This window comes from Stakelama sediminis (assembly GCF_014199335.1).
Classification (GTDB): domain Bacteria; phylum Pseudomonadota; class Alphaproteobacteria; order Sphingomonadales; family Sphingomonadaceae; genus Sphingomonas; species Sphingomonas sediminis.
Genome location: NZ_JACIJI010000001.1, coordinates 873,636 through 898,914 on the forward strand (window position 1 = coordinate 873,636; position 25,279 = coordinate 898,914).

At 62.7% G+C, this 25,279-nt stretch carries 29 protein-coding genes; 11 read left to right on the forward strand and 18 right to left on the reverse strand.

Annotated elements, in window-relative coordinates:
• Positions 1–82: 82 nt before the first annotated feature.
• Positions 83–1,402: a serine hydroxymethyltransferase gene (gene glyA, locus FHR23_RS04475; protein WP_184001689.1), complete on the reverse strand. Its 1,320-nt coding sequence runs from the start codon at positions 1,400–1,402 to the stop codon at positions 83–85.
• Positions 1,403–1,491: 89 nt separating this feature from the next.
• A complete protein-coding gene (gene rpiB, locus FHR23_RS04480; RefSeq protein ID WP_184001690.1) occupies positions 1,492–1,932 on the reverse strand; it encodes a ribose 5-phosphate isomerase B in 441 nt (146 codons plus the stop codon).
• A gap of 52 nt (positions 1,933–1,984) precedes the next feature.
• On the opposite strand from rpiB, the gene FHR23_RS04485 reads away from it, so the two are divergent.
• The 3 genes from FHR23_RS04485 to FHR23_RS04495 all read left to right on the forward strand — a co-directional run bounded on the left by FHR23_RS04485 (position 1,985) and on the right by FHR23_RS04495 (position 4,449).
• Complete coding sequence (locus FHR23_RS04485) at positions 1,985–2,452, forward strand: hypothetical protein (RefSeq protein ID WP_184001691.1); 468 nt, start codon at positions 1,985–1,987, stop codon at positions 2,450–2,452.
• A gap of 109 nt (positions 2,453–2,561) precedes the next feature.
• The gene (locus tag FHR23_RS04490; protein WP_184001692.1) at positions 2,562–3,797 is read left to right on the forward strand and encodes a BtaA family protein; all 1,236 of its coding nucleotides are present in this window, start codon (positions 2,562–2,564) and stop codon (positions 3,795–3,797) included.
• A 28-nt stretch (positions 3,798–3,825) separates the two neighbouring features.
• On the forward strand, positions 3,826–4,449 hold the full coding sequence (locus FHR23_RS04495) for a class I SAM-dependent methyltransferase (protein WP_184002178.1): 624 nt from the start codon (positions 3,826–3,828) through the stop codon (positions 4,447–4,449).
• Here FHR23_RS04495 and FHR23_RS04500 read toward each other — a convergent pair.
• The 3 genes from FHR23_RS04500 to murI all read right to left on the reverse strand — a co-directional run bounded on the left by FHR23_RS04500 (position 4,436) and on the right by murI (position 8,882).
• Positions 4,436–6,268, reverse strand: coding sequence for a PDZ domain-containing protein (locus FHR23_RS04500; protein WP_184001693.1), 1,833 nt, complete (start codon positions 6,266–6,268; stop codon positions 4,436–4,438). The two genes, FHR23_RS04495 and FHR23_RS04500, sit on opposite strands and share 14 nt — an antisense overlap.
• A gap of 76 nt (positions 6,269–6,344) precedes the next feature.
• Positions 6,345–7,589 carry a 5-aminolevulinate synthase gene (gene hemA, locus FHR23_RS04505; RefSeq protein ID WP_184001694.1) on the reverse strand — a complete coding sequence of 415 codons (1,245 nt, stop codon included), beginning with the start codon at positions 7,587–7,589 and terminating at the stop codon, positions 6,345–6,347.
• 495 nt (positions 7,590–8,084) lie between these two features.
• Entirely contained in the window at positions 8,085–8,882 is a 798-nt protein-coding gene (murI, locus tag FHR23_RS04510; RefSeq protein ID WP_184001695.1) for a glutamate racemase, read from the reverse strand.
• A gap of 85 nt (positions 8,883–8,967) precedes the next feature.
• Here murI and plsY point away from each other — a divergent pair, with 85 nt between their 5' ends.
• Positions 8,968–9,573, forward strand: a complete 606-nt coding sequence (plsY, locus tag FHR23_RS16560) for a glycerol-3-phosphate 1-O-acyltransferase PlsY (RefSeq protein ID WP_343042990.1) — start codon at positions 8,968–8,970, stop codon at positions 9,571–9,573.
• Positions 9,566–10,654, forward strand: a complete 1,089-nt coding sequence (gene dprA / locus FHR23_RS04515) for a DNA-processing protein DprA (RefSeq protein ID WP_343042991.1) — start codon at positions 9,566–9,568, stop codon at positions 10,652–10,654. Before plsY ends, dprA begins: the two co-directional genes overlap by 8 nt.
• 18 nt (positions 10,655–10,672) lie before the next feature.
• On the opposite strand, the gene FHR23_RS04520 is transcribed toward dprA, so the two are convergent.
• The 13 genes from FHR23_RS04520 to flgB form a co-directional block, all read right to left on the reverse strand.
• Positions 10,673–11,578: a flagellar motor protein MotB gene (locus tag FHR23_RS04520; protein ID WP_184001697.1), complete on the reverse strand. Its 906-nt coding sequence runs from the start codon at positions 11,576–11,578 to the stop codon at positions 10,673–10,675.
• Positions 11,579–11,744: 166 nt separating this feature from the next.
• A complete protein-coding gene (gene motA / locus FHR23_RS04525) occupies positions 11,745–12,608 on the reverse strand; it encodes a flagellar motor stator protein MotA (protein WP_184001698.1) in 864 nt (287 codons plus the stop codon).
• Positions 12,609–12,715: 107 nt separating this feature from the next.
• Complete coding sequence (flgL, locus tag FHR23_RS04530) at positions 12,716–13,621, reverse strand: flagellar hook-associated protein FlgL (RefSeq protein ID WP_184001699.1); 906 nt, start codon at positions 13,619–13,621, stop codon at positions 12,716–12,718.
• Between the two features lie 5 nt (positions 13,622–13,626).
• Complete coding sequence (gene flgK, locus FHR23_RS04535; RefSeq protein ID WP_184001700.1) at positions 13,627–14,970, reverse strand: flagellar hook-associated protein FlgK; 1,344 nt, start codon at positions 14,968–14,970, stop codon at positions 13,627–13,629.
• Complete coding sequence (locus FHR23_RS04540; protein ID WP_343042992.1) at positions 14,967–15,320, reverse strand: rod-binding protein; 354 nt, start codon at positions 15,318–15,320, stop codon at positions 14,967–14,969. Before FHR23_RS04540 ends, flgK begins: the two co-directional genes overlap by 4 nt.
• 8 nt (positions 15,321–15,328) lie before the next feature.
• The gene (locus FHR23_RS04545) at positions 15,329–16,420 is read right to left on the reverse strand and encodes a flagellar basal body P-ring protein FlgI (RefSeq protein WP_184001702.1); all 1,092 of its coding nucleotides are present in this window, start codon (positions 16,418–16,420) and stop codon (positions 15,329–15,331) included.
• Between the two features lie 19 nt (positions 16,421–16,439).
• Complete coding sequence (locus FHR23_RS04550) at positions 16,440–17,111, reverse strand: flagellar basal body L-ring protein FlgH (RefSeq protein ID WP_246359743.1); 672 nt, start codon at positions 17,109–17,111, stop codon at positions 16,440–16,442.
• Positions 17,112–17,142: 31 nt separating this feature from the next.
• Positions 17,143–17,931 carry a flagellar basal-body rod protein FlgG gene (flgG, locus tag FHR23_RS04555; protein ID WP_184001703.1) on the reverse strand — a complete coding sequence of 263 codons (789 nt, stop codon included), beginning with the start codon at positions 17,929–17,931 and terminating at the stop codon, positions 17,143–17,145.
• A gap of 12 nt (positions 17,932–17,943) precedes the next feature.
• A complete protein-coding gene (gene flgF / locus FHR23_RS04560; RefSeq protein ID WP_184001704.1) occupies positions 17,944–18,690 on the reverse strand; it encodes a flagellar basal-body rod protein FlgF in 747 nt (248 codons plus the stop codon).
• Between the two features lie 25 nt (positions 18,691–18,715).
• Positions 18,716–19,987, reverse strand: coding sequence for a flagellar hook protein FlgE (gene flgE / locus FHR23_RS04565; protein WP_184001705.1), 1,272 nt, complete (start codon positions 19,985–19,987; stop codon positions 18,716–18,718).
• Between the two features lie 23 nt (positions 19,988–20,010).
• Positions 20,011–20,700 carry a flagellar hook assembly protein FlgD gene (locus FHR23_RS04570; RefSeq protein WP_184001706.1) on the reverse strand — a complete coding sequence of 230 codons (690 nt, stop codon included), beginning with the start codon at positions 20,698–20,700 and terminating at the stop codon, positions 20,011–20,013.
• Between the two features lie 3 nt (positions 20,701–20,703).
• A complete protein-coding gene (gene flgC / locus FHR23_RS04575; RefSeq protein WP_184001707.1) occupies positions 20,704–21,114 on the reverse strand; it encodes a flagellar basal body rod protein FlgC in 411 nt (136 codons plus the stop codon).
• 1 nt (position 21,115) lies between these two features.
• The gene (gene flgB / locus FHR23_RS04580) at positions 21,116–21,484 is read right to left on the reverse strand and encodes a flagellar basal body rod protein FlgB (RefSeq protein WP_221227343.1); all 369 of its coding nucleotides are present in this window, start codon (positions 21,482–21,484) and stop codon (positions 21,116–21,118) included.
• A gap of 241 nt (positions 21,485–21,725) precedes the next feature.
• Between flgB and FHR23_RS04585 the strand changes: the two genes are divergently transcribed.
• From FHR23_RS04585 to FHR23_RS04610, 6 genes are all read left to right on the forward strand, one after another.
• Positions 21,726–22,403, forward strand: a complete 678-nt coding sequence (locus FHR23_RS04585; protein WP_246359681.1) for a motility protein A — start codon at positions 21,726–21,728, stop codon at positions 22,401–22,403.
• Positions 22,400–22,954, forward strand: coding sequence for an OmpA family protein (locus FHR23_RS04590; protein WP_184001708.1), 555 nt, complete (start codon positions 22,400–22,402; stop codon positions 22,952–22,954). Before FHR23_RS04585 ends, FHR23_RS04590 begins: the two co-directional genes overlap by 4 nt.
• Before the next feature lie 86 nt (positions 22,955–23,040).
• A complete protein-coding gene (locus FHR23_RS04595; protein ID WP_184001709.1) occupies positions 23,041–23,568 on the forward strand; it encodes a flagella basal body P-ring formation protein FlgA in 528 nt (175 codons plus the stop codon).
• A 67-nt stretch (positions 23,569–23,635) separates the two neighbouring features.
• Positions 23,636–23,929 (forward strand): flagellar biosynthesis anti-sigma factor FlgM, encoded by a 294-nt coding sequence (locus FHR23_RS04600; RefSeq protein ID WP_184001710.1) that lies wholly within the window; start codon positions 23,636–23,638, stop codon positions 23,927–23,929.
• On the forward strand, positions 23,916–24,227 hold the full coding sequence (locus FHR23_RS04605; RefSeq protein WP_184001711.1) for a flagellar protein FlgN: 312 nt from the start codon (positions 23,916–23,918) through the stop codon (positions 24,225–24,227). The genes FHR23_RS04600 and FHR23_RS04605 overlap by 14 nt, the downstream gene beginning before the upstream one ends.
• A 107-nt stretch (positions 24,228–24,334) precedes the next feature.
• Positions 24,335–25,276, forward strand: a complete 942-nt coding sequence (locus FHR23_RS04610) for a lysozyme family protein (protein WP_184001712.1) — start codon at positions 24,335–24,337, stop codon at positions 25,274–25,276.
• Positions 25,277–25,279 lie beyond the last annotated feature (3 nt).

The following is a 25,279-nucleotide window of genomic DNA, read 5'->3' on the forward strand; positions in this document are numbered from 1 at the left end:
CCGGCCCGCTCCCCCTCCCGGCCACCCATGACGATACCCTGACTGGGTGGCCGGGAGGGGGAGCGGGCCGGTGCCGTGCGCCTCAACGCATCAAATCGCCATAAATCGGGAATCGCTCGCACAGTGCCCGGACGCGCTGCTTCACATCGGCCTCGACCGCCGGATCGCCGCTTTCGCCCTTGTCGGCCAGCGCGTCGAGCACATCGGCGACCATATTCCCGATTTCGCGGAACTCTGCCGCACCGAAACCGCGTGTCGTGCCCGCCGGGGAACCGACGCGAATACCGCTGGTCTTCATCGGCGGCAGCGGGTCGAAGGGCACGCCGTTCTTGTTGCAGGTGATGGCGGAACGCTCCAGCGCCTCGTCGGCATCGCGCCCGGTCACGCCCAGCGGCCGCAGATCGACCAGCGCGACATGCGTATCGGTGCCGCCCGCGACCAGATCGCTGCCGCGCTCCTTCAGCGTCGCGGCAAGCGTCTTCGCATTGTCGACCACCGCCTGAATATAGTGCTTGTAATCGGGGCGCAGCGCTTCGCCGAACGCCACCGCCTTGGCGGCGATGACATGCATCAGCGGCCCGCCCTGAAGGCCGGGGAACACCGCCGAGTTGATCTTCTTCGCAATCGCCTCGTCATCGGTCATCACCATGCCGCCGCGCGGACCGCGCAGCGTCTTGTGCGTGGTGGTGGTGACGACATGCGCGTGACCGAACGGCGTGGGGTGCAGCCCGCCCGCAACGATACCCGCGAAATGCGCCATATCGACCATGAACAGCGCGCCGACCTCATCGGCAATCGCGCGGAACTTCGCGAAATCGATCTGGCGGGGATAGGCCGATCCGCCGGTAATAATCAGCTTCGGCTTATGCTCTTTCGCCAGCCGCTCGACCTGATCGAAATCGATCAGATGGTCTTCTTCGCGCACGCCATATTGCACCGCGTTGAACCATTTACCGCTCATCGCCGCCTTCGCGCCGTGGGTCAGGTGCCCGCCCGCATCGAGGCTGAGGCCCATGATCGTGTCGCCCGGTCTGGTCAGCGCCAGCATCACCGCGCCGTTGGCCTGCGCGCCCGAATGCGGCTGGACATTGGCGAAGTTGCAGCCGAACAGCTTTTTCGCCCGCTCGATGGCCAGCGTCTCGACCTCGTCCGACGGCGCACAACCCTGATAATAGCGGCGCCCCGGATAGCCCTCGGCATATTTGTTGGTGAAGACGCTACCCTGCGCCTCCAGTACCGCCTTGGACACGATATTTTCGGACGCGATCAGCTCGATCTGATGCTGTTCGCGTTTCAGTTCATGTTCGACGCCTGCAAAGACTTCCGGATCGGCATCGGCAAGGCCGCGCGTGAAGAAACCATCGGGCTGAACATCGTGAAGAAGGGTCGGGCTGGTGCTCATGGCAAAGCCTTTCTGCAAAGGGCATTTGGACTCACGCGCTCTCTATCGCCGGTCCGCGCCGATTGCCACCGTGCTTGACACGAAAAGAGTCAGTTTTTGGGCTGACCCAGCTTGTCCACCCGTCGCTGATGCCGGTCGCCCAGAAAATCGGTGGCAAGAAAGGTCTCGATACAGGCCTTCGCCATCTCGATACCCGTCAGCCGCGCGCCCAGGGCAATGACATTGGCGTCGTTATGTTCGCGCGCAAGCCGGGCCGACAGCGGTTCGTTGACCAACGCGGCGCGACAGGCAGGGTTACGATTGACCGCAATCGAAATGCCGATGCCCGATCCGCACAGCGCGACACCGAACGCCGCCTGCCCGTCCGCAATCGCTTCGCCAAGCCTGTAGCCGTAATCGGGATAATCCACGCTTTCCGGGCCATTGGTACCCAGATCGGTTACATCATGCCCTGCATCGCGCAGCCACGCGGCGAGTTCGTCCTTCAGCTGCCAGGCAGCATGGTCGCATGCGATTGCTATCGTCGTCATGGAACCTCCTTTGGCCTGAATGATTCTGTTTGCCAAGCGGAGGAGAGATCAAATGCGAACCCGGACCCTTGCCCTGATGCTTGCGGGCACCGTCAGTGCGTGCAGCAGCAACGATCCCACCGGCATCCGCAATGCCGCCAACGACACCGGCAACGCCATCGGTCAGGCGGCCGGTGTCATGGGCAATGCCATTCATGATGCCGGCAATACGATTGTCGGCCCCGTCGTACCCGGCCCATATGATAAATGGGTCGGGCGCTGGCTGGGCGTCGAGGGCATGTATCTGGATATCGAAAAAGCGCCCGAGGGCGGCGATCTCTATACGCTGAAGATGCAATATGACCTCGACCATCACGGTACGTTCGAGGGCAGGGCGACCCCGCAGGGCATCGCGTTCACGCGGCCCGACGGCAGGCATGTTCTGCGCCCCGGAGACGGCAAGGCAACCGGCCTGAAATATCTCGCCGACAAGCAGGATTGCCTGATCGTCCAGTCCGGCGAAGGCTATTGCCGCGACTGATTCCTCTCTGCACCACGACATCGAACTGAAAGACGGCTGACGCGGTAGCGTCATACAAACCGCCTATTGCTTCCGCCCGATCGAAACCAACCGGGCGGGAACAGAAATCATGGCAACAGCGGCGAGCAGGCTGGGCAACGGTGCGGTGCGCGGGGCCGTGCATCGGCACGGGCAGCTATCGAGACAAGGCGTGCTGGAACGCGCCTTCACCTTCGCCTTTCGCGGGCTGGTTTACGCCCAGATCTGGGAAGACCCCGCAGTCGATCTGGAAGCACTGGCGATCACCCCCGACAGCCATGTCGTGACCATCGCCAGCGGCGGATGCAATGTGCTGAGCTACCTCACCGCCGATCCGCGCCGCATCACCGCCATCGATCTCAACACGGCGCATATCGCACTCAACCGGCTGAAGCTGGCGGCGGCGGCCAATCTGCCCGACTATGACCGTTTTCACCGCTTTTTCGGGCGCGCCGACGACAAGGCGAATATCGCCGCCTACAGGCAATTCGTCGCCCCGCATCTCGACGATACCACCCGGCGCTATTGGGAAGGGCGCGGACTGAACGGGCGTCGCCGGATCAACGGTTTTGCCCGCGGCTTCTATCGTCAGGGGCTGCTGGGCGGGTTTATCGGCGCGGCGCACCTGCTGGCGAAGCTGCACGGCATCAATCCCCGCGTGCTGCTGGAAGCCAAAAGCGTGGAGGAACAGCGCGCGATTTTCGACGCCAAGTTCGCGCCCTTTTTCGAACGCCGTTTCGTCCGCTGGCTGATCGACCAGCCCGCATCGCTGTTCGGCCTCGGCATCCCGCCCGCGCAATATGCAGTGCTGGCGGGCGACGAACCGGAAGGGATCAGCGCGGTACTGCGCCACCGGCTGGAAAAGCTCGCCTGCGATTTCGATCTTTCCGACAATTATTTCGCCTGGCAGGCATTCGGGCGCGGCTATGGCGACGGTCCGGCGGCGCCGCTGCCGCCCTATCTCCAATCCGACAATTACGACGATGTGATCGCGCGGGTGAAGCGGGTGGAGGTACGGCACATCAATATGGCGGACTATCTCGATGCGATGCCCGACGATTCGCTCGACCGTTACATTCTGCTCGATGCGCAGGACTGGATGACCGATGCGCAGCTTACCCGGCTGTGGACCGCGATCACCCGCACCGCAAAGCCGGGATCACGCGTGCTGTTCCGCACCGCCGCGAAGCCGACGCTGCTCCCCGGTCGCGTGCCCGATGCCATTCTCGACCGCTGGGACTATCGCGAAACGGAATCGCTCGATTTCACGCAGCGCGACCGTTCGGCCATTTACGGCGGCGTCCATCTCTATGTCCTGAAGGACTAACGCAGTGGCGACCGGTCATGCCGAGCGCATGGATGCCATCTATGCCACGCAGCGCCATTTTTACGATCTGACGCGCAAATATTATCTTCTGGGCCGCGATTCGCTGCTGCGCGACCTCGATCCACCCGAAGGCGGCACCGTGCTGGAGGTCGGCTGCGGCACCGCACGCAACCTGATCGCGGCGGCGAAACGCTGGCCCGACGGGCGCTTCTATGGCTTCGACATTTCGAGCGCGATGCTGGAAACCGCCCATCGCAACATCGTGCGCGCAGGACTTGCCGACCGGATTACGCTGGCGCGCGGCGATGCCACCGATTTCGACGCGCAGGCGATGTTCGGGCTACCCGGTTTCGATCGCGTGTTCATGAGCTATACGCTGTCGATGATCCCCGGCTGGCAGGACGCAATCGCCGCCGCAGCCCGCGCTGTCGCGGCAGGCGGAAACCTCCACATCGTCGATTTCGGGCAGCAGGAGCGCCTGCCCCGCTGGTTTCGCCGCGGGTTGTTCGCCTGGCTCGACAAATTCGACGTAACGCCACGCGCCGAACTGGCGCTGACGCTCAGCCGCATCGCGCAGGCGCAATCGCTGCATGACGATTGCCGTCCGCTTTATCGCGGTTATGCCTGGAAGGGACGGCTCAGCCCGCCCTGAGCGTCAGTTGCGTTTCCAGGTCGCGGACACGTTTCTCCAGCGACTCGATAACCGCTTCGACGCGATCGGCACGACGGCGGTGTTGCCCGGCCGAATTCAGCGCGGCGGCAAGCGGGTTTTCAATCTCCTGAAGCGCGGTGCGTTCCGGTCTGGCGTAAATGCTGCCGTCGCTGCGCGGACCGAGCAACAGCGCGCCGATCGGCTGGTCGCCGTCATCCAGCGTGATACGCACGGGAAAGACGTGATCGCGGCGGTCGATATTGTCCACCGCCAGACTGCTGGTGCCCAGATGCGTGACCGTCCAGTTGTGAATGGCGACATCGTCAATGCCTTCGCGACCGACCGTGCGATAGCTGTTGCCGTCATAAATCAGCACTGCGGCATGGCGGGCATGCAGGCTGTCGATCACCGCACCCACGATATGGCCGCCCAGCACCTCCGGCAAATCGCCATGCTGCCATAGGTTCAGGCGATGCGGCACCTTTTTCAACTCAAGCACGCCGGGCTGAAATCGCTGATCGACCCAGCCGTTGATCCGCTCTCTTGCCGGGCCGAAAACCAGCGCGGCGATAATCGTGCTGACCGCCGCGATCAGGGGCTTGCTGCCGCCGACACTGGTTGCCAGCAATTCGTTGAAAAGCGTCATGCATGCGGCCCAGATACCGGCCAGCAGCAACGTCATCGACGCATAGCCGATCGACCGCCCGATCGCGAGATCGGCATCCCACAGACGATAGCGCATCAGCGAGATGATGATTCCCACTGGCGGGAAAAGAAATGCGCACGCCATGCCGACAGCGCCGATGGCGGAAAGCGTGAAGGCGGTCTCCCCGGCGAACATTCCGCTCATATCGACCAGAATGGCGATGGCGGCGACCCCCATGCTCAGCATGCCGCCGACAAATCCGAACGCCGCCCATTTAAGCTGTTGCCGGTCGAGGCCCGGCGGTGTCCGCCGATAGCGGATGAGGGGCGGGATCGCGGCGACCAGCAGCGCCAGAACGCCCAGAAGGTCCGTTGCATCGGAATTCAGCAGGGTCAGCAGTGCGACAAGCGGGGCGGTCAATGCGACCCAGCCGCCCCAGCGCGGCCGGAATCGTCCATCGGGGAACGCCGGAAAGGCGATCATGATGCACATGAGAAAGAGGGAAAGCAGAATACTGCTCAACCCGTCGACACCGGCCCAGGCGTAAAACCTGTCGGGAATGAACAGACCGCCGACCGCAAACAGAAAACCCAGCGAGATCAACAGCGCGACCGGATCGTCTTTCCGGCGCATGCGCAACAACACCACGGCGACGAGCAAGGTGAGCGACGCCGGTGCGAACAGCAGCAGGGTAAAAAGCACAGATCCCGATTGCGCCCATCGTTGAGCGAGATCCGGCGGCGGTCGTCGCTGCAGGCCGACCTTACGCACCGCGCCATCGACGGCATCGAACGTTACAACAATCCGCGGTCCGGCAAGTTTAAGTCGGCGCGCAACGGCTTCTTCGCTTACGCCTGCGCCCACCGGCTTGCCGTTGACGGCGATCAGGCGCGCTTGATCGGGAATACCCGCCCGCGTCGCCGCCGTATCGAGCGGGCCGATAACGATACCCCCATCGGGCCATGCATCATAAAGCATGCCGAACGCGGCAAATTGGGGCTCGATTTGCGTAAGCTGGACAGAATAGCGCCAGAAACCGCCGACCTGACCGATCAGCGCCGCATACCAGACAAAGGCAATAACCGGTTTCAGGCGCGCAGGCACCGGATGCAACCGCTCCGGCCGCAGCGTGCTGCCCGGCGTCGATCCACCCCCTATTATGCGTTCCCCCATCGCCCTTCCTTCCGGTCGGACAGGGTGCACCAGAAAGTCGGATCAGCGCAACGGCTTACAGCGATGCCGGGATCGGTCAGGCCGCTTTTTGCAATTCAAGCCGGTCCCAGATTTCGACGAGTGCGTCCGTCAGTTCGCGCATCATCGCTTCGTCATGCGTCGGTCCCGGCGTGAAGCGCAGGCGTTCGCTGCCGCGCGGCACGGTCGGGAAATTGATCGGCTGCACATAGACGCCATATTCGGCGAGCAGAATGTCGCTGATCCGCTTTGCCTTGACCGGATCGCCGACCAGCAGCGGCACGATATGCGTGGTCGAATCCATCACCGGCAATCCGGCATCGCGGAACATCGCCTTCAGCCGTGCGGCCGATGCCTGTTGCCCGTCGCGTTCGGCCGAAGAGGATTTGAGGTGCCGGATGCTCGCCAGCGCGCCCGCCACCAGCACCGGTGACAGCGAGGTGGTGAAGATGAACCCCGGCGCATAGCTGCGAATCACATCGATGATGGTGGTATCGGCGGCGATATAGCCGCCCATCACGCCGACCGCCTTGGCCAGCGTGCCCTCGATAATGGTCAGGCGGTGGGCGGCATCATCGCGTTCGGAAATACCGCCGCCGCGTGCGCCGTACATGCCGACCGCATGCACCTCATCCAGATAGGTCAGCGCGTTATATTTGTCCGCCAGATCGCAGATCGCGTGGATCGGGGCGACATCGCCATCCATCGAATAGACGCTTTCGAACGCGATCAGCTTCGGCACGTTCGGGTCTTCGGCGGCCAGCAATTCTTCCAGATGCACCAGATCATTGTGCCGGAACACCCGCTTTTCGCATCCCGAATGGCGGATGCCCGCAATCATCGACGCGTGGTTCAGTTCGTCGGAAAAGATGATGCAGCCCGGCAGCACCTTGGCAATGGTCGACAGCGTCGCCTCGTTGGAGACATAGCCGGAGGTGAAGAGCAGCGCCCCTTCCTTGCCGTGCAGGTCCGCCAGCTCAGCTTCCAGGTCGATATGATAATGGGTGTTGCCGCCGATATTGCGCGTGCCGCCCGACCCTGCGCCGACATCGTGCAGCGCCTCTTCCATCGCGGCGATTACATCCGGATGCTGGCCCATCGCCAGATAGTCGTTCGAACACCATACGGTGATCGGCTTCGGCCCGTTATGGCCCGCAAAACACCGCGCATTGGGGAACATCCCCTTGTTGCGCAAAATGTCGATAAACACCCGATAGCGGCCTTCGGCGTGGAGCCGATCGATCGCTTGCGAAAACACGCGGTCATAATCGACCGGACGTGGAGCCGTGGTATCGCTAGTCATGTCAAAACGGCAGGTAGCGCCCGACGCGGATAATTTCCAGTGCGGGAAGCCCGTAAAATTGTCCCATGCCATGGATAAGGCGCGATTCACCCCGATTAATCCCGGATTCTTGATGTGGGTTATGCAGGCACCCCCCGGATATGCTATATACAGAGCCTGTGTCGCGGAGTTTGGATTCGCACATCCGCGGCATTTTTGAACGCGTCTCCGTAAGCGAAAGACTGGGAACGCACATGACTAACCAGCAAGACAGTCAATATTGGGAAAAACGCGAGCAGCAGGAACGCGACTCCGCGCATCGTGCAAATGATGAGGGCGCACGTCGCGCCCATGCGGAGCTGGCAGATCGCTATAACGCGTTACGCAATAGCCCGGACACCATAGGTTCGACACTACCCACGCGCGGATAAGGGATCGCGCAGGCCGACAGAATGAAGGGGAAGGCTTTCGACCGTCAGCGGCGAAGCACCTTTCGGCCTGCGTGAAACTATGGCCTCAGATCGACTCGAAATGGTGCAGGCCATGGCGCTTCAGGGCGGGCGTCAATGCGCGTTCGCTATCTCCCCATCGGGTAAAGACCGCGATATCGTCGCCAGTCTGGTCAGGCCATTGCTGATCGCGGGTCAGATAGGCAACACGACGCGCAATCCCTGCCGCACCGTCTATAAAACGCACCCGATGCGGTATCACCGCCATCAGATCGGGCGTCACCAGCGGGAAATGCGTACAGGCATTGACGACGATATCCATCGAATCGCCGCCCGATTGCTCGAACAGCGGGACCACCGCGTCACGAAAAGCGGATGGCGGCACGGCCTCTCCGCGTAACCGCGCCTCTGCCAGTCCGGCCAGCGTCGCCGAACCGTGGCGCAGCACCCGGCAATCACCGGCATAGCGTGCGGCAAGATCGTCGACATAGCGTTGCCGCACCGTCGCTTCGGTTCCCAACACCCCGATGACGCGCGACAGGCTTTGCTCGGCGGCAGGCTTGATGGCCGGCACCGTGCCGACAATCGGCAGGTCGAGCGCGGCGCGCACCGCCGCCAGCGCAATCGTCGAGGCCGTGTTGCACGCAATCACGATCAGCCGCGGGCGATAGCGTTCGGTCAGCCGCCCCAGCAGCGCCGGAACCCGCGCGGCAATTTCCGCATCCTGCCTGGCGCCATAGGGAAAGCCTGCCGAGTCAGCGGCATAAATGAAACGCGCTTGCGGCAACTGCTTTCGCGTTTCATCCAGAACCGACAATCCGCCGACGCCGGAATCAAAAAACAAAATGGGTCTGGTATCGTTCATCGCTGCGGTGCAAAGGTCCGGTTGATGGAGGTTGTTGCCCTTTTGTCTTTCGCCTCCTAGCTTCACTGCCGCAAGGGGGCGAGACGTGCATACCGAGATTTTGTGGATAGCGCCGACCGCGGCTTTACTCCTGGGCTATGTGCTCGGCGCCATCCCGTTCGGCCTGATCCTGACACGGCTGACAGGCGCAGGCGACCTGCGGAGTATCGGTTCGGGCAATATCGGCGCAACCAATGTGCTGCGCACCGGGCGCAAGGGGATTGCCGCCGCCACGCTGCTGCTCGACCTGCTGAAGGGCTGGGCCGCGGTGATGCTTGCGGGCTGGCTGTTCCCCGGTGACGCGATGCTGGCGGGGGCTGCCGCCTTTATCGGCCATTGCTATCCCGTCTGGCTGAAATTTCGCGGCGGCAAGGGCGTGGCGACGATGATGGGCATCGTGCTGGCGTTAAGCTGGCCGTGCGGCCTGATTTATGCGCTGGTCTGGCTCGGCGTGCTGGGAACATTGCGCATTTCCTCGCTCGCGGGAATGCTGGCGGCGGCAAGCGCGCCGCTCAGCGCCGCATGGTTCGGCCATTTCCAGCTCGTCCTGCTGTTCCTGGCGCTCGCCCTGCTCGTCCTGTGGAAGCATCGCAGCAATATCGACCGCCTGCTGGCCGGTTCCGAACCCCGTGTCGGCGGATCGCGTGCCTGACAGCGACCGACGGCTCGCCCCTCTCCGACTGATCCGGTCCGCCAATGTCGGGCCGGTGACCTATCGCCAGCTACTGGCACGCTTCGGCTCGGCCGAGGCAGCCCTCGAAGCGCTTCCCGCGCTGGCCGCACGCGGCGGCGGACGGGCACCGGTCATCGCCGACAGCGCAAAGGTTGAGCGCGAAATCGCCGCAGTCGACCGTCTTGGCGCGCACTATCTGTTCCGGGGCGACCCGGACTATCCGCCACTGCTCGCCGAGCTGGAAAGTGCACCGCCCGCCCTGACATTTCGCGGCGACCTGACGCTGACCCGGCGCCCGTGTGTGGCCATGGTGGGCGCACGCAACGCATCGGCCGCCGCCTGCCGTTTTGCCCGCGGGCTGGCACAGGATCTGTCCATGCAGGGCGTCACGGTGGTTTCCGGGCTGGCGCGCGGCATCGACACGCAGGCGCATATCGGCGCGCTGGACGGCGGCACGGTGGGCGTGATCGCCAGCGGGATCGACATCGCCTTCCCGCCCGAAAATGCCGAATTGCAGGAAGCGGTGGCGACGCGCGGCCTGCTGATCGCCGAACAGCCGCCGGGCAGCGAACCCCGCGCGCGTCATTTCCCCTATCGCAACCGCATCATTGCCGGGCTTAGTCTGGGCACCGTTGTGGTGGAGGCCGCGCCCAAATCGGGTTCGCTGATTACGGCAAGGCTTGCCAATGAGGCCGGACGGGAAGTCATGGCGGTGCCCGGCAGCCCGCTCGACCCGCGCGCGCAGGGCTGCAATCTTTTGATTCGCGACGGCGCAACGCTGATCCAGAATGCAGCCGACGTGCTGGAAATGCTGCGTCCGATCGACCCGCGTGCAGTGCGTTCGCCGGGAAGCGGCTTTGATCCGGCACCGGTCTGCGCCGATGCAAGCGAGCGCGAACGCAGCGATATTACCGGCCTGCTCGGCCCGGTGCCCGTAGCGGTCGACGAACTGATCCGCCAATCCGGCCATGCGCCCGCCATCGTCCAGACCATTCTGCTGGAACTGGAACTTGCGGGTCGGCTCGAACGCCATGCCGGAGGTCGCGTCAGCCTCGGCTAGCAGCATGAGTCGACTGGCTTATTCCCCGAAGGTCGCGCGGCGATAAAGCAGCGTCACTGCAACCCGGCGGTTGCGCGGATCGGCAGGGTTATCGGCAATCATCGGTTCGCGATCGGCAACGCCTTCAATCCGTTCGAAGCGCCCTTCGGCAACGCCCGCTTTCGCCAGCGCGCGGCGGGTTGCTTCGGCACGGCTGCTCGACAGCATCCAGTTGTTCATCGACTTGGGATCGCCATAGGACAGGCTGTCGGTATGGCCGCGGATCATGATCGGGTTGGTCATCGGCGCAATCGCCTGTCCCACCATTTCAACCAGCTTCGCCGCCTTCGGCTCCAGCTGCGTCGTACCCAGGTCGAACATCGAATAATTGGCATCGTCGAGCAGGTCGATCCGCATCCCGTCGCGCGTCTGCACGAACCGGATATGCTTGGACAGTTTCGCCATGTCGGGCATGGAGGCGAGACGCCGCTTCAGCTCGGCACGAATTTTTTCGAAATTCTTGCGATCTTCCGCCGCAATCGCCTCCCGGCTTTTCAGCGAACCCTTCTGCCCGGAACCGACCCGTTTGCCGCCCTGCGCGCCCACCGGAATGGTCATCGCCTGCGTCCCGGTCTGCTGCGCCTTGTGCGGATAATTGTCGGCATCGGTGATCGACGAACCGCCGAACATGCCGTTCGATCCCGCGCTGTTCTGCTTCAGCTCGATCAGCGTCGGCGAGAAATAGTCTGCCAGCGCCTTGCGCTGCTTCTCCGTCGTCGCGCCCAACAGCCACAGCAGCAGGAAAAACGCCATCATCGCCGTCACGAAGTCGGCATAGGCGACCTTCCACGCACCGCCGTGATGGCCGCCGCCGCCCTCGATATAGACTTTTTTGACAATGACCTTGGGCGGCTGGTTGGAGCCGTGCGGAGCGCGCGCGGCCATTATTCGAACCCTCCGGGTAAGCGGCACCAGCCCGCTCCCCCACGGGGCCCCCGCAAAGTAATACTTTGCGGGGCATACCCGTCACCCGGCCACCCGATCAGGATACGCTCATGGGTGGCCGGGTGGGGGAGCGGGCTGGTGCCGCGACAATGCGTCAGCAAACCCATTAACGCCCTCTCAGGCCGTCGAAGACCTCGCCGAAACCCGGCTGGTTGTTATGGGCGATACCCGACCGCGCCGCTTCGATGACCAGCGGTTGCGGATGACCGTGCAGCGATGCGATGATGATCTGCTTGACGACGTGATAGATGGCGGCATCGGCGTCGATCACCTGCTGCAACCGGTTGGCGAGCGGCGCGACGATACCATAAGCGAGCAACACGCCCATGAAGGTGCCGACCAGCGCCGACCCGATCATTTCACCGAGAATGCTCGGCGGCTTGTCGATCGAGCCCATCGTCTTCACCACGCCCAGCACGGCCGCGACGATACCCAGCGCCGGCAGTGCGTCGGACAGCGATTGCAGAGTGTGTTGCGGTCCCTCCACCTCATGATGGTGGGTCTTGATGGCGTTATCCATCACTTCCTCGACCGCATGAACGTCCAGCGTGCCGGAAGAGACGACGACCAGCCGCAGCGTATCGGCGATCAGGTTGACCAGCGTGTGATCCGCCAGCAACCGGGGATATTCGTTAAACACATCCGACGACTTCGGGTCCTCGACATGCGGTTCCAGCGCGATCGGCCCGTCGGTGCGCAGCATCTTCATCAGCTTCGACACCAGGAAAATCGTGTCGAGATAGTCCTGTTTCTTGTATTTCGGGCCTTTCATCACCTTGGCGAGGCCGCTGCCGATCGCCTTCAGTTCCTTGCCTGAATTGCCCATGATCAGCGCGCCGACAGCGGCACCGCCGATAATCAGCATCTCGTGCGGAATCGCATGCATGACCGGGCCCAGCGCGCCGCCGGTAAAGGCAAAGCCGCCGAACACCATGACCAGCAGGACAACAAGGCCGATTACCGGAAACATGCTAGTATGAATTCCCCCCGGCCGGATTTCTCCGGCTTACAAACACTCATCAACCGCCGGATGCGATTGCACTTTCACCTTGGCCGATCTTGGTTACCAAATCGTTGTCAATTCAGATAATTGAACAACGACAGACCGGAGAGTTTCGAAAAACTCGTCTGCGTTGCCTGCAACACCGTCAGTGTCTTTTGCAGTTCGGTGATCGCCGAAGTGACATCGGTATCTTCCAGTCCGGAACGCAGCGTTTCGCGCGTCGTCGCTGTGGTGGTCATGCGGGTCGATGCCTGATCCACGCGTGCGGCGCGCGCACCGGCCACGGCCTGCGCATTGGTCACCGAATTGATCGAGGCCTGAATCCCGTCGATCGCCGTCGATGCCGGACCGCTCAGGTCACCGCCGGACCGAATCGCGGCGGCGAAATCGGTGATTGTCTTGAACATGTCGGGCGTGCTGCCGCCGTCGCCCCCAAAAACCGAGGCGCCGTTGACCGAAACCTGCACATTATCGCTGTCGCCGATCGGAATCGACGGTGCGTTTCCGCTGGAGACATAGCTCACCGTCCCGTCCGCATTCTTCACATAGGGCGCATTGGAATCGGAGCCGCCGAACAACGGCTGACCGCGCAGGTCCGTGCTGTTGGACAGCGACACGAGTTCATCGACGATCCCGTCCAGCGACGACGCCACGCTTTGCAACTGATCCTGAGACAGGGTGCCGCTATTGGCCTGCACCATCAGTTCATTGGCGCGTTGCAACTGGGTGTTGATGCTGCCCAGCGTCGAATCCGTCTGCGACAGGACGCCCTGTGCCAGCTTGATGTTGGCACTATAGGCAGTGTCGTTGGCGGATGCGCGCTTCAGCGTCGCCAACTGGGTCCAGGCGACACTGTCGTCGGATGCACCGGTCAGCTTCTTGCCGGTGGCAATCTGCGTCTGCAGCTTGTCCGCCTCGGCATTCAGCGACTGGATCTGGCTCGTCGAGCGATCATAAAACTGGCTTGTGGCAATCCGCATCGACATCACCCGATATTGATCAAGGACTGAAAGGTTTCCCGCGCGACCTGAATGACGCGGCTCGACGCCTGATAGGCCTGTTGAAAGCGCATCAGGTCGACCGCCTCCTCATCCAGATTGACGCCTGAAAGCGAATCCCGCGACGAAACCGCCTGATCGCGAATGGAAGTCTGCGCGTCGACAACCTGCTGCCGTCCGGACAGCGTGGAGCCGTTGTCGGCAATCATATTGGTCAGATTTTGTTCGAACCCGCCGCTGCTGCGGAGCGCATTAAACGCCTGAATATTACTGTTGTCGCGGGTTCCGCCGCCGGTTGCAGCAGCCGCGATCGCCTGTGGATCGTCCATCACGACGCTCAGGGCGGCGGTACCGCTTCCGGCCGCGAAAATGGGCTGGCCGGCATTGCCCGACAGATCCTGACCACCCGCCTGCACGCTATTCACGCCGTTCATGAAATCGGTCGCCATGCTCTGCAGTGCAGTGGACGCGTCGGCGATCTTCTGCGCGCTATCGACCATCCCGGCAAGCGAACCGCCGCCCGGCGTCATCGTCGAGGTCTGCCCGTTACGATGGACCGAAAAGCTTAAAACACCGGTGTTGTTATGCGCGGCGACGACGGTACCGGCAATGTTCCCTTCGACCAGCAAGGGACCGGAAGCGCCCCCGGCCCGCACCGTCGCGCGGCCCGTCGAATCGGTGCTGACGTTGATGTTCACCAACTGGCTCATCTGGTCGAGCACCTGATCGCGCTGATCCATTAACGCCGCCTGGCCCGACGAACCCGCTTTGGAACGGCCCAGCGCATCGTTCACCGTGGCCAGAGTCGTCGACAACTGGTTCAACTGGTTGACCGACTGGGTAACGCTGGCCTTCATATCCGAAGTCGCGGTATCCAGCGCCTTGCCCGTTATCGTAAAAGCACTGGCGACGCTTTTCGCGGCCTCCAGCATGGATGCGCGCGGCGCGGTCGCGGTCGGGTCGGCGGCAACCGCCTGTACCGAGTTGAAGAATCCCGTGAGCTGATCGCTCAGCCCATTGTCGTTCAGCGCGCTGTCGATCCGCTGCAACCATGTCACGCCGCTTGACGAGCGGGACAGGTCGGAACTGGTGGTGCGCACCTCTTCCGAACGGAATTCATTGGCCTGACGATCGACGCCGTCATAACGCACGCCACTGACACTAGACGTCAGCCCGTTGATCGAACCACCGCTGGAACTGACTTCCGTCAGGTTGACTGCCCGCCGTACATAACCAGCGGTGCCCGCGTTGGAGATATTCTCCGACACGGTGGTCAGCGCGCTCTGATACGCATTGACCCCACTGGCAGCGATGGTCAGCAGGTCGCTCATTTTGTCTTGGCCTCAGCCTGGGTTTGCGGATCGACCGTCGTTGTCGGGTCGAGCAGCGTCGGATTGCCCTTGGCCAGAAAGTCGGTCATCGCCTTGCCGATGCCCAGCGGCGTCGTCGCTGCCATGTTCTGCGCAAGCTGCTGGTCCTGCATGTCGCGAAACTGCTGGGTCGCCTTGTCGTCGAACAGCGAGTCCGCCAGCTTTGCCTGACGCATGGATTTCAGCATCATGTTGACGAAAATCGCCTCAAACTTCTGCCCCGCCTTTTTCAGGTTGGCAGCCGTCGCCAGCCGGCTGGTGTCCTGCGACACCCCCGACGGCGATGACGCCACGGCGTTGGTTGAGGTCACCGGCGTCGTCACAGGATCACCAGATCGGCTTTCAGCGCACCGGCTTCCTTGAGCGCCTGGAGGATCGCCACCAGATCGCTCGGCGAAGCACCGATCGCGTTCACCGCCTTCACAATGTCGGCCAGTTTCGGGCCGGGACTGAACAGGAACATCGGTCGCTTTTCCTCGTCAACGCCAACCGCGCTGTTCTGCACCACCTGCGTCTGCCCCTGACTGAAGGGCGCAGGCTGGCTGACCCGCGGCTGTTCACTGATGCGGACCGTCAGCTTGCCGTGGGTCACGGCAGCCGGCGACACACGCACCGCAGAATTAATAACGACCGTACCCGTCCGAGCGTTAACAATTACCTTTGCAGCCGCCTCCGCAGGATCCACATCCAGATTCTCGATCTGGCTCATCAGCGTGGAGCGAACGCCCGCGCCCTGCGGCGCGTTGACCCGCACCGATACGGCATCCAGAGCATCCGCCGCGCCCGCACCGAAGCGGCGGTTGATCGCCGTCGCCACGCGCTGTGCGGTAGTAAAATCGGCATCCGCCAGGTTGAAGGTCAGATAGGGAGAGTTTTCGAACCCCGTGTCGACCGCGCGTTCAACCGACGCACCGTCGGGAATACGGCCCGAAGACGGAATGTTGACGGTGATCTTCGATCCGTCCGCGCCTTCCGCGCCCAGACCGCCGACGACCAGATTCCCCTGCGCCATCGCGTAAATCTGGCCGTTCGCGCCCTGAAGCGGGGTGAGGATCAGGCTGCCGCCGCGCAGGCTCTTGGCCTTGCCCAGTGCCGAAACGGTCACGTCGATACGCTGTCCCGGCTTGGCAAAGGCAGGAAGATCCGCCGTAATCATCACGGCTGCAGCATTCTTCAGGTTCGGGTTGATCCCCGCCGGAAGCTGCAGTCCCATGCGCGATGCGACGCCGCGTACCGACTGGACGGTATATTCCAGATTGTCATCACCCGTTCCGGCCAGACCGACCACGATACCGTAGCCGACAAGCTGGTTCGAACGAACGCCCTGGAACTCGCCCAGATCCTTGATCCGGTCGGCCATGGCCGGCGTCGCGATCAGCAGGGCCGCCATCAGGGAAAGAAGAAAGCGCATGGTCTTGTGTTCCGGCTCGTTAGAATGGGCTGATGATCTGGAAGAACCGGCTCAGCCAGCCCTGACGGCTGGCACGGGCGACATCGCCCTTGCCGGTGTAAGCGATTTGCGCATCGGCGACGCGGGTCGACGGAATGCGATTATACTGGTCGATATCGGCGGAACGAACGATTCCGCGGATTTCCAGCCACTCGTCGCCGCGATTGAGCGTAACCTTCTTGCGGCCCTGCACCAGCATGGTGCCGTTGGGATAAACCTGTGCGACGGTCACGGTGATCTCACCGGTCAGCGCGTTCGACTGATCGGCCGTCCCGGTACCCTTGAACCCGCGGCTGCCGCTGGCACTCGCGTCCGTCTTGTTGAACAGGTTCAGCAGGCCGGTCGTCGGCGGCACGAGCGAAACTCCGCCGGAACTGTCGAGATTGGAACCGGCCGATTTGCTCGCGCTGGTCCGTTCGGTCAGCACGATCGTCACCGGATCGCCGACGGCAGCCGCGCGATTGCCCGAATACAGGCCTGCATAGCCGTTCGATGCCTGAAAGATGGCGCCGTTTGCGGGCGCCGCAGGTGGCGGCGACGGCAGGACAGTCGCAAATTCCGGGCTGTCGTGCTTTTTCTTCTTGCCGAAGATACCCGCATGGGCGGGCGCAGGTGCGCCGACCGTGGCGGCCAGCATCGCGCCGGCGGCCATGCCAAGGAAAATACGCGCCGTGTGGCGGCGATCAGATGTTCTGGTTGACATATTTCAGCATCTCATCGGTGGCGGAAATCATCTTCGAATTGACTTCGTAAGCGCGCTGGGTCTCGATCATGTCGACCAGCGATTCCACGACATTGACATTGGAACCTTCGAGCATTCCCTGACGGATCTGGCCGCGACCGTCCTGGCCGGCGATGCCCAGATTGGCGGCGCCCGAAGCGGCGGTTTCGATGAGATAGTTGTCGCCCTTGTCCTGCAGTCCGCTGGCGTTCGGGAAACTTGCAACCTGAATCTGGCCGAGCTGCTGCGGATCGGTCTGCCCCGCGACGGTTGCGGAAACCGTACCGTCGGTGCCGACCGTGATCGAGGTCGCGCCCTCGGGAATAGTGATGCCCGGCATCACCTGATAGCCCTCCGACGTGACCAGCGTACCATCGGCAGAGCGCGTGAAATTGCCCGCACGGGTATAGCCGAGCTGGCCGCCGGGAAGCTGGACCTGAAAATAGCCATCGCCGTCCAGCGCCATGTCGAGGCTGTTGTTCGTGGTCTGGAGCGACCCCTGCGTGTCGATGCGCGACGTGCCCTGCACGCGCACACCGGTGCCGAGGTTCAGGCCGGTGGCGTAATTGGTCTCCGACGTGCTGGGCGCGCCCGGCGCGGTCACCGTCTGATAGGCCAGCGTCTCGAAATTGGCGCGGTCCTTCTTGAACCCGGTCGTGTTGACGTTGGCCAGGTTGTTCGAGATGACCCGCATGCGCATATCCTGGGCATCCAGCCCGGTACGCGCGATATGCATTGCCGCACTACCCATGATTCAGTTCCTTCAGCTCGGCAGACGCATCACCGATGCGCCGCTCTCATCCATTTTCTTTGCATCGCGGAGCAGGTTCGCCTGCACCTCGTAGCTGCGCTGGTTTTCAATCATGTCGACCAGCGACTGGGTCAGGTTGACGTTCGACTGTTCCAGCGAACCCGACACGACCCTGCCGTCCATATTCTGGGGCAGAACCCCGCCGCCTTTGACGTGCAGCAGGTTGTCGGTACCTTTTACGGTGTCGCTGCCTTCCGCATTGGCCAGCTTGATCTGGCCGATGACCTGCGGCGCGGCGCCGGGCTGGCCGCCCAGCGGCTCGATCGAAATCGTGCCGTCATCGGCGATCATGATCTTCTTGTACGGGGGCACGGTGATGGGGCCCCCCGACCCCATCACCGGGAAACCGTCGCCGGTTTCCAATACACCCGAATCCGCGACCTTCAGGTCGCCGCGACGGGTATAGGCTTCTGTACCATCGGTTGCCTGGACCGCGATCCAGCTATCGTCGGCGACCGCCACGTCGAGCGGGCGACCGGTCGATTCCATGGTACCGGCGGAACGATCCATATCGACAACTTCGCCATCGGTGGGCTGACGTGAATCGAACCCGTCGCCCTGTACCATCATCCGGTCGAAATTGATCCGGTCGGCGCGATAGCCGATGGTCGATGCGTTGGCGATGTTGTTGGCGATCGCTGCCTGCGCGGCCATCTGGCTCTTCAGCCCTGACATCGCGGTGTAGATCAGCCGGTCCATGGTCGTTCCCCCCTCAGTTCAACGCTTAGCTGCGCAGGTTGAAGATGGTCTGCGAAATCTGGTTGGAGGTATCGAGCGCCTTGGCATTCGCCTGGAAGTTGCGCTGCGCCGCAATCAGATTGACCAGTTCTTCGGTAATGTCGACGTTCGAGCCCTCGATCATCCCCGACGACAGCGAACCGAACCCCTTGGTATTGGCCGAACCCAGCGTCGGGCTGCCCGACACGCCGGTCGAAGCCCAATAGCCGTTACCCAACTGGCGAAGTCCCTTGGGGTTGGAGAAGTTGGCCAGCGCCACCTGCCCCAGCGCCTGAGTATCGCCGTTCGAGAAGCTCGCCACGACCATGCCCTTGTCATTGACGGTCACGCCCTGAAGCTGGCCGACGGCCTGACCATCCTGGGTGCGGCTGGCGACGTTGAAAGGCGAAGCAAGCTGCGTGCTCGATGCGAGATCGAGCGAAATGCCCTGCGCCGCGCTGGAGCTGCCCGGCGTAAACGGATCAAAGCTGGTTGCGGTGGTCGGCGACGTCAGCGCACCGGACGAATCGAATGTCATCGTCACCGGGCTGCTGCCGCCGGTCGGCGTCAGTTCGGTGTCGCCGACATAGTTGTACACGTCCCAGGTGCTGGTGCTGGTCGGATCGGTGGTGTCCGCCGCCGTTTTGCGCACGAAATAGCTTGTCATCGTCAGCGGGTTGCCGTTCGAATCGTAGATCGTGGTCGCCGTCGACTGGTTATAGGTCGTCGGATCGAACCGGTCGAAACTGCCGCTCGGCATCGTGCTGTTGGAATTCAGGTTGACGCCCAGCGCGACGTTGCTCGTCGCGGTGGCCGTACCGCTGGTTTCCGGCAGGCGCAGGTTGACCGTCTGATCGAGACCGGTGGCAACCACCGCGCCGCTGCCGTCAACCGGGTAAACCTGAAGATTACTACCATTGGAATCGACGACATAGCGATTGGCATCGACCTGAAAGCTGCCGGCGCGGGTAAAGTTGACCTGCGTACCGTCGGCATTGGGTTTGACTGCGAAGAAGCCATCGCCGGTGATCGCGAGATCAAGCGCGGAGCTGGACTGCTTCATCGACCCCTGACCGAAATCCTGGGTGATCGACTTGGTAACCGTTCCCGAGCCGATCATCTTGGTCGGGCTGGTCGACAGGCTGGATGCCATCACGTCCGCGAAAGACGCATCCGACTTCTTGAACCCGTTGGTCGAAACGTTGGCCAGGTTGTTCGAAATCACCGACATATCGGTCTGCGACGCCTGAAGGCCGCTGAGCGAAGTGTAGAAAGACATTTTCAGTATACTCCAGTCAAAACTCAGCCGACGCTGCGGACGGCGGAAGAAGGCACCTGACCGATGCCGGGAAGGGTGAGGACGGGGTCGCCGTCGGTGGTCATCTGCACCGATGTTACGGGCGCCCAGACCAGGGGTTGCGCATCCACCTTGTCGGTGCCGTTTTCGGCCGACGCGGTGATCGTGAATGGCCCCGAACCTGCAGCATCGCCGCTGTCGGTCGATCCGTCCCAGACGAAATTGACGGTGCCCGCCGATTGCGGACCCAGCGACACCGTGCGCAGCGTCGCGCCATTGGCGTTCTGGATCGTTACCTTGACGTCGGTGGCGTCACTGGAAAGGTCGACCGCCGCCTGCAACGTGCCGTCGGTATTGGGATAGGCGACACTGCCTTCGGTCAGCACATTCTTGCCGACCCAGGACATCGCGTCGCTGGTGCTGGTCGCGCCCAGCTTGGCGGCGATCGCCTTCAGCGTCGAATTCATCTCCGTCTGACCCGAAAGGGTGGAGAACTGCGCCATCTGCGACACCATCTGGGTGTTGTCGACCGGATTGAACGGATCCTGATTCTGCAACTGCGCCGTCATCAGCTTCAGGAAATCCGCCTGATCGAGCGTGGTCTTTCCCGTCGTGTTGGACGTGCTCTGCGCGGTCGAGCTGTTGGTAATGCCCAGGCTCGTCAGCGTTGAATCAAAGGAAGAGGTGGTCGTCATACCTTACTGTCCCAGCTTGAGGGTATCGAGGATCAGCGACTTGGCCGTCTGCATCACCTCCACATTGTTCTGATAACTGCGCGCGGCATCCATCATGTCGACCAGCTCGCGCGTTTCCTGAACGGAGCTTGCGTAGACATTGCCGTCCTTGTCGGCGAGCGGATTGCCCGGATCGTAGCGCTTCACCGGCGGCTCGCCTGCGGTCACGACCTCGCTGACATCGACTGTGGAAAGGCCGGTGGCCTTGTCCATATGCGTCTGGAACACCGGCTTGATGGTACGATAGGCACCGGCCTCGGTGGTCGAAACCGTATCGGCATTGGCCAGGTTCGACGCGGTGGTGTTCATCCGCACAAGCTGCGCCGACATGGCACGGCCTGCGACCTGAAAGATGTTGGAAGGACCGATCCCCATCTTATTCACCCTTCAGTGCACGGGTGATCGTGTTGATGCGCCCGTTCAGGAAAGACAAAGTGGTGCGATACGCCACGGCGTTTTCGGCAAAGGCGGTCTGTTCGGTCGAAAGGTCCACCGTATTGCCGTCCATCGACGGCTGGATCGGCACGCGATATTCGGTCGCACTGTCGATCGCCTGATCGGCGGACATGGTACCGCCCATCCCGTTGGCCCCTTCGATCTCCGTCATTGCCTTCTGGAAATCGATATCTTTCGCCTTGAACCCCGGCGTCGAGGAATTGGCGATATTCGACGCGAGCACGCCCATACGCTTTGAGCGTACCAGCAGTGCATCCGCGTGCACGCCGAACAAGCTGTCTTGCGCCATAATGGCCTCCCAAAAGCGCGAAATCCGCGCGACGAAAATTCCGTGGGACATTCTTGCAAAGGCTGTGCCAGTTTCGAATTTATCGCATTCCGGCAATCCCAAACCCGCGCAATTGGCGGTTTTTCAACGGCAAGCGGCAAAATCTTGCCGGTCGGCGGCAAAGCACTGCCTCAACCGGCAAGTCATCGCGGCAGGAAACACATCCATCGCATTTGGCCCGGCTTTTGCAGTACAGGCCCGTATGACAGGATTTGCGTTCGACCCCGCCTTCGCGCAGGCGATGGCACCGTTTCTCGACCCCGTGGCGCTGGCGATTGTCGTCGGCGGCACGGTGCTGGCCATGTTCCTGCGCACGCCGCTCGCCGATCTCGGCCGCGCGGTGGCAGCACTGCGGGTGTTGCCGCGCCGCCGGTGGCAGGCCGACCGCTCGCTGGAACAGATCACGGCATTGTCTCGCATCGCTGCCCGTCATGGCGCACTGGCGCTTGATCGCTCGATCATCCGCGACCCCGATATCGCCTGTGCAGTCGAAGCAATTGTCGACGGCAAAGGCCCGGAACAGGTCGAACTGCTGCTCGAAACGCGTCAGCTCGTACGCAGTGAGCGGCACCTTGCCACTGCCGATGTCTGGGCGGGCATGGCCGATGTCGCCCCTGCCATGGGAATGATCGGGACGCTGATCGGACTGGTACGCATGTTTCTGGTGATGACGGACCCCGACGCGATCGGCGGCGCCATGGCGGTGGCATTGCTCACGACGCTGTACGGTGCCCTGATCGCCAGCCTGATCGCGATGCCCGTCGCCACGCGGCTGCGCAGACAGGCCCGCAGCGAAGCGCTTGAGCGTACCCGGCTGATCGCTCCGCTGGTGGCGCTGGCTGCGCGCGAACGTCCACGCCTGAAAGAGGCTGCCGCATGAGAAGCGCCGCCCTTGCCCGGTTCAACGCCATCCCGCGCGAACGCCGTCCGCTCTGGCTGACGACGCTGGCCGATCTCGGCCTGTTGCTGGTCGGCTTTCTGGTGCTGGTCCATGCAACCGGTATCGACGATCACGGCAAGATCGCTAAGAGCATCCGCGCCGCGTTCGATGCACCGATGCCAGAAGCGGCGGCGGCCGCACCCCTGCCGGCGGCAATGCCGGTCGATATCGGCCGGATCGGCAGTTTTGCAATTGGCAGCGCCACACCGTCACCGGCAGCCCTGGACTCGCTGGCAAACTGGGCTCGTGGCGCGGCAAGCGATCCGCGGACCGAAATCATCCTGTCCGGAGCCACGGACGGGTCTTCTGCCGACGTCGATGCGGATAGCGGCAGCGCTGCTATTCTGGCCGCTGACCGTGCCCGTGCGGTGGCTGCCGGGCTGATTGCGCGCGGTGTCGTCGCGCCGGATCAGATCCGCTTTGAATCCATGACCGCCGCCCGCATGCGCGCGGTCACCGCCACCATCGGCTTCCGGGGAAAGCGGCAATGATTTGCCGCCCGGCATTGCCGCTTTGCCGGTCAAACCGGCACGGGGCTTGCTTTGCCTCATCCGACTTCTTTGCAAGGGAGAATATCATGTTGCGCCTTCTGGTTCCCGCGTTGCTGATCGCCGCTCCGGCGGCAGCGCAGGCGGGTCAGTTTCAGGATACCAAGGTGCTCGACACTGCGGTGGAGCAGTTTACCGGCAAGGCCATCGGCGATGTCGGCGGTGCGCGCGCAGCGGTCGACGCACGGCTGAAACTGGCCAGTTGCGCGCTGCCCCAGCTTTCCTGGCGCGGCAGCTTTCATGATGCGGTGGTGGTACGCTGCATGTCGCCGCAATGGCGCATTTACGTGCCCGTCAACGTCGCGCCGCAGGCCCCTGCCGCGACACCGGTTGCCGCCGCTGCCCCTGCCGCCAAGCCTGAAAAAGTCATCAAGCGCGGTGACCCGGTTACGATCGAAGCCAGCGCCAGGGGCTTTTCGATCACGCGCGACGGCATCGCCATGGCCGATGCGGTCAAGGGTGCGCGCCTTCCCGTCAAGGTCGGGGAACGCCAGCCGCCGATCCAGGCCGTCGCTGTCGGCCCCGGTCAGGTGACACTGCCCGGATGGGCGGAATAATTTTTTCTAAAGCTTTTGCGAAAGGGGTCGTTCCACATGGTGTCGGCAACAATCAGGACTTGCAGACATGGTGGACTCAATTGGCCCGAAAGCCGTATCGACGCCTGTTCGCGACGTAAAATCCGTCGCGCCCACGGCACCGTCGGTACAGGCGGAACAGGCAACAACGCAACAGGCACGCAGCAGCGATTCGATTGCGACGGCGGCAAAGAAGCTTGCCGACAAGGCGCCGATCGATTCCGATCACGTCGCCGAGGTACGTCGGGCCGTCAAGGAAGGCAGATTTCCGATCCTGCCCGCCACGGTCGCCGACCGTCTGCTCGCGCTGAAAATGCAATGGAATCCGAATGACCCGTCGTGACGCCCTGATGCAGGTCATCAACTGCCTGCATGCCGAAATCGCGGCGCTGAAAGCGAATGATATCGCGGCGCTGGAACAGGTGACCGCCGCGAAGCTTGGCCATATCCAGACGATTGCCGCCAATGACGACGATCTGCCGCCCAGCGCGGAGATACGCGCGCTTGCGGCCGAGGCAAATCGCCTGAACGAAACCGCGCGCATTTACGTCAACCTGATGACGGCAAATGTTCGCCGCCGCCTGCAGGATCTTGCCGGTCACGGCATGGGCACCTACCAGGCCGGCCCATACGCGGCCTGAAACGCGCGAAAATCCGCATTGCTGCTCTGATCGGGCTACATTCTACATAATTGGCACGCCGCTTGCTTATAGGCCTCCTGAACAGGAGGAACTGAGAGCAGCGATTGATGGGTGCCGTAAACTTCAATCCCACTGAAACGACATCGGTTCAAAAGGCGATTGCTGCTGCCAGCAAGCGCACGGGGATCGATTTCGACTATCTTCTCGGTCAGGCGCAGGTCGAAAGCGGCCTGCGTCCCGACGCCCGTGCATCGACGTCCAGCGCGTCGGGCCTGTATCAGTTCATTGACCAGAGCTGGCTTGGCATCATCAAACAACATGGTGCCGAACATGGGCTTGGCTGGGCGGCCGACAGCATCACCCAGACGTCCGGCGGCCGCTACACCGTCAGCGACCCGTCGCTGCGCAAATCCATTCTCGCGTTGCGCAACGATCCGCAAACGTCCGCAATCATGGCCGCCGAACATGCCGCCGATAACAAGGCCGCGCTGGAAAACACGCTGGATCGCAACGTTACCGGCACTGACCTGTATATGGCGCATTTTCTGGGACTGGGCGGTGCCCGCTCCTTCCTGAGTGCGATGCAGTCTTCGCCGGACCGGACCGGCGCATCGATGTTCCCGGCTGCCGCGCGCGCCAACCGCAACGTCTTTTATGCCTCCAACGGCCAGCCTCGGACGCTGTCTGAAATCTATCAGCGGTTCGCGGGCAAGCTCGACAGCGGTGCGGGTGCCGCCGGTGCCACCGGCCTTGCCTCCGATGCGCTCGACGGTGCCGCCCCGAACATCCCCGGCACGATGCAGGGGGTTCAGGTTCTGCTCGGCAGCAAGGCGATCGACGGCGACAAGGCGTGGCTTGCCTCGACGCTCGACATGCTCAACTCGGCAACCCGCACTGGTGACAGCGTCGCCAGCGCCGCGACCGAGACCGCCTCCAATACCCTGATTGCCGGAAATGACGCGAGTACGCTCGTCCAGTCCGCGCTGTACCGCCCGACGCCGGAAACGGCGCGCCTCGCCTATATGTTGCTTGCCAGTCTCGGAGCGTAACTG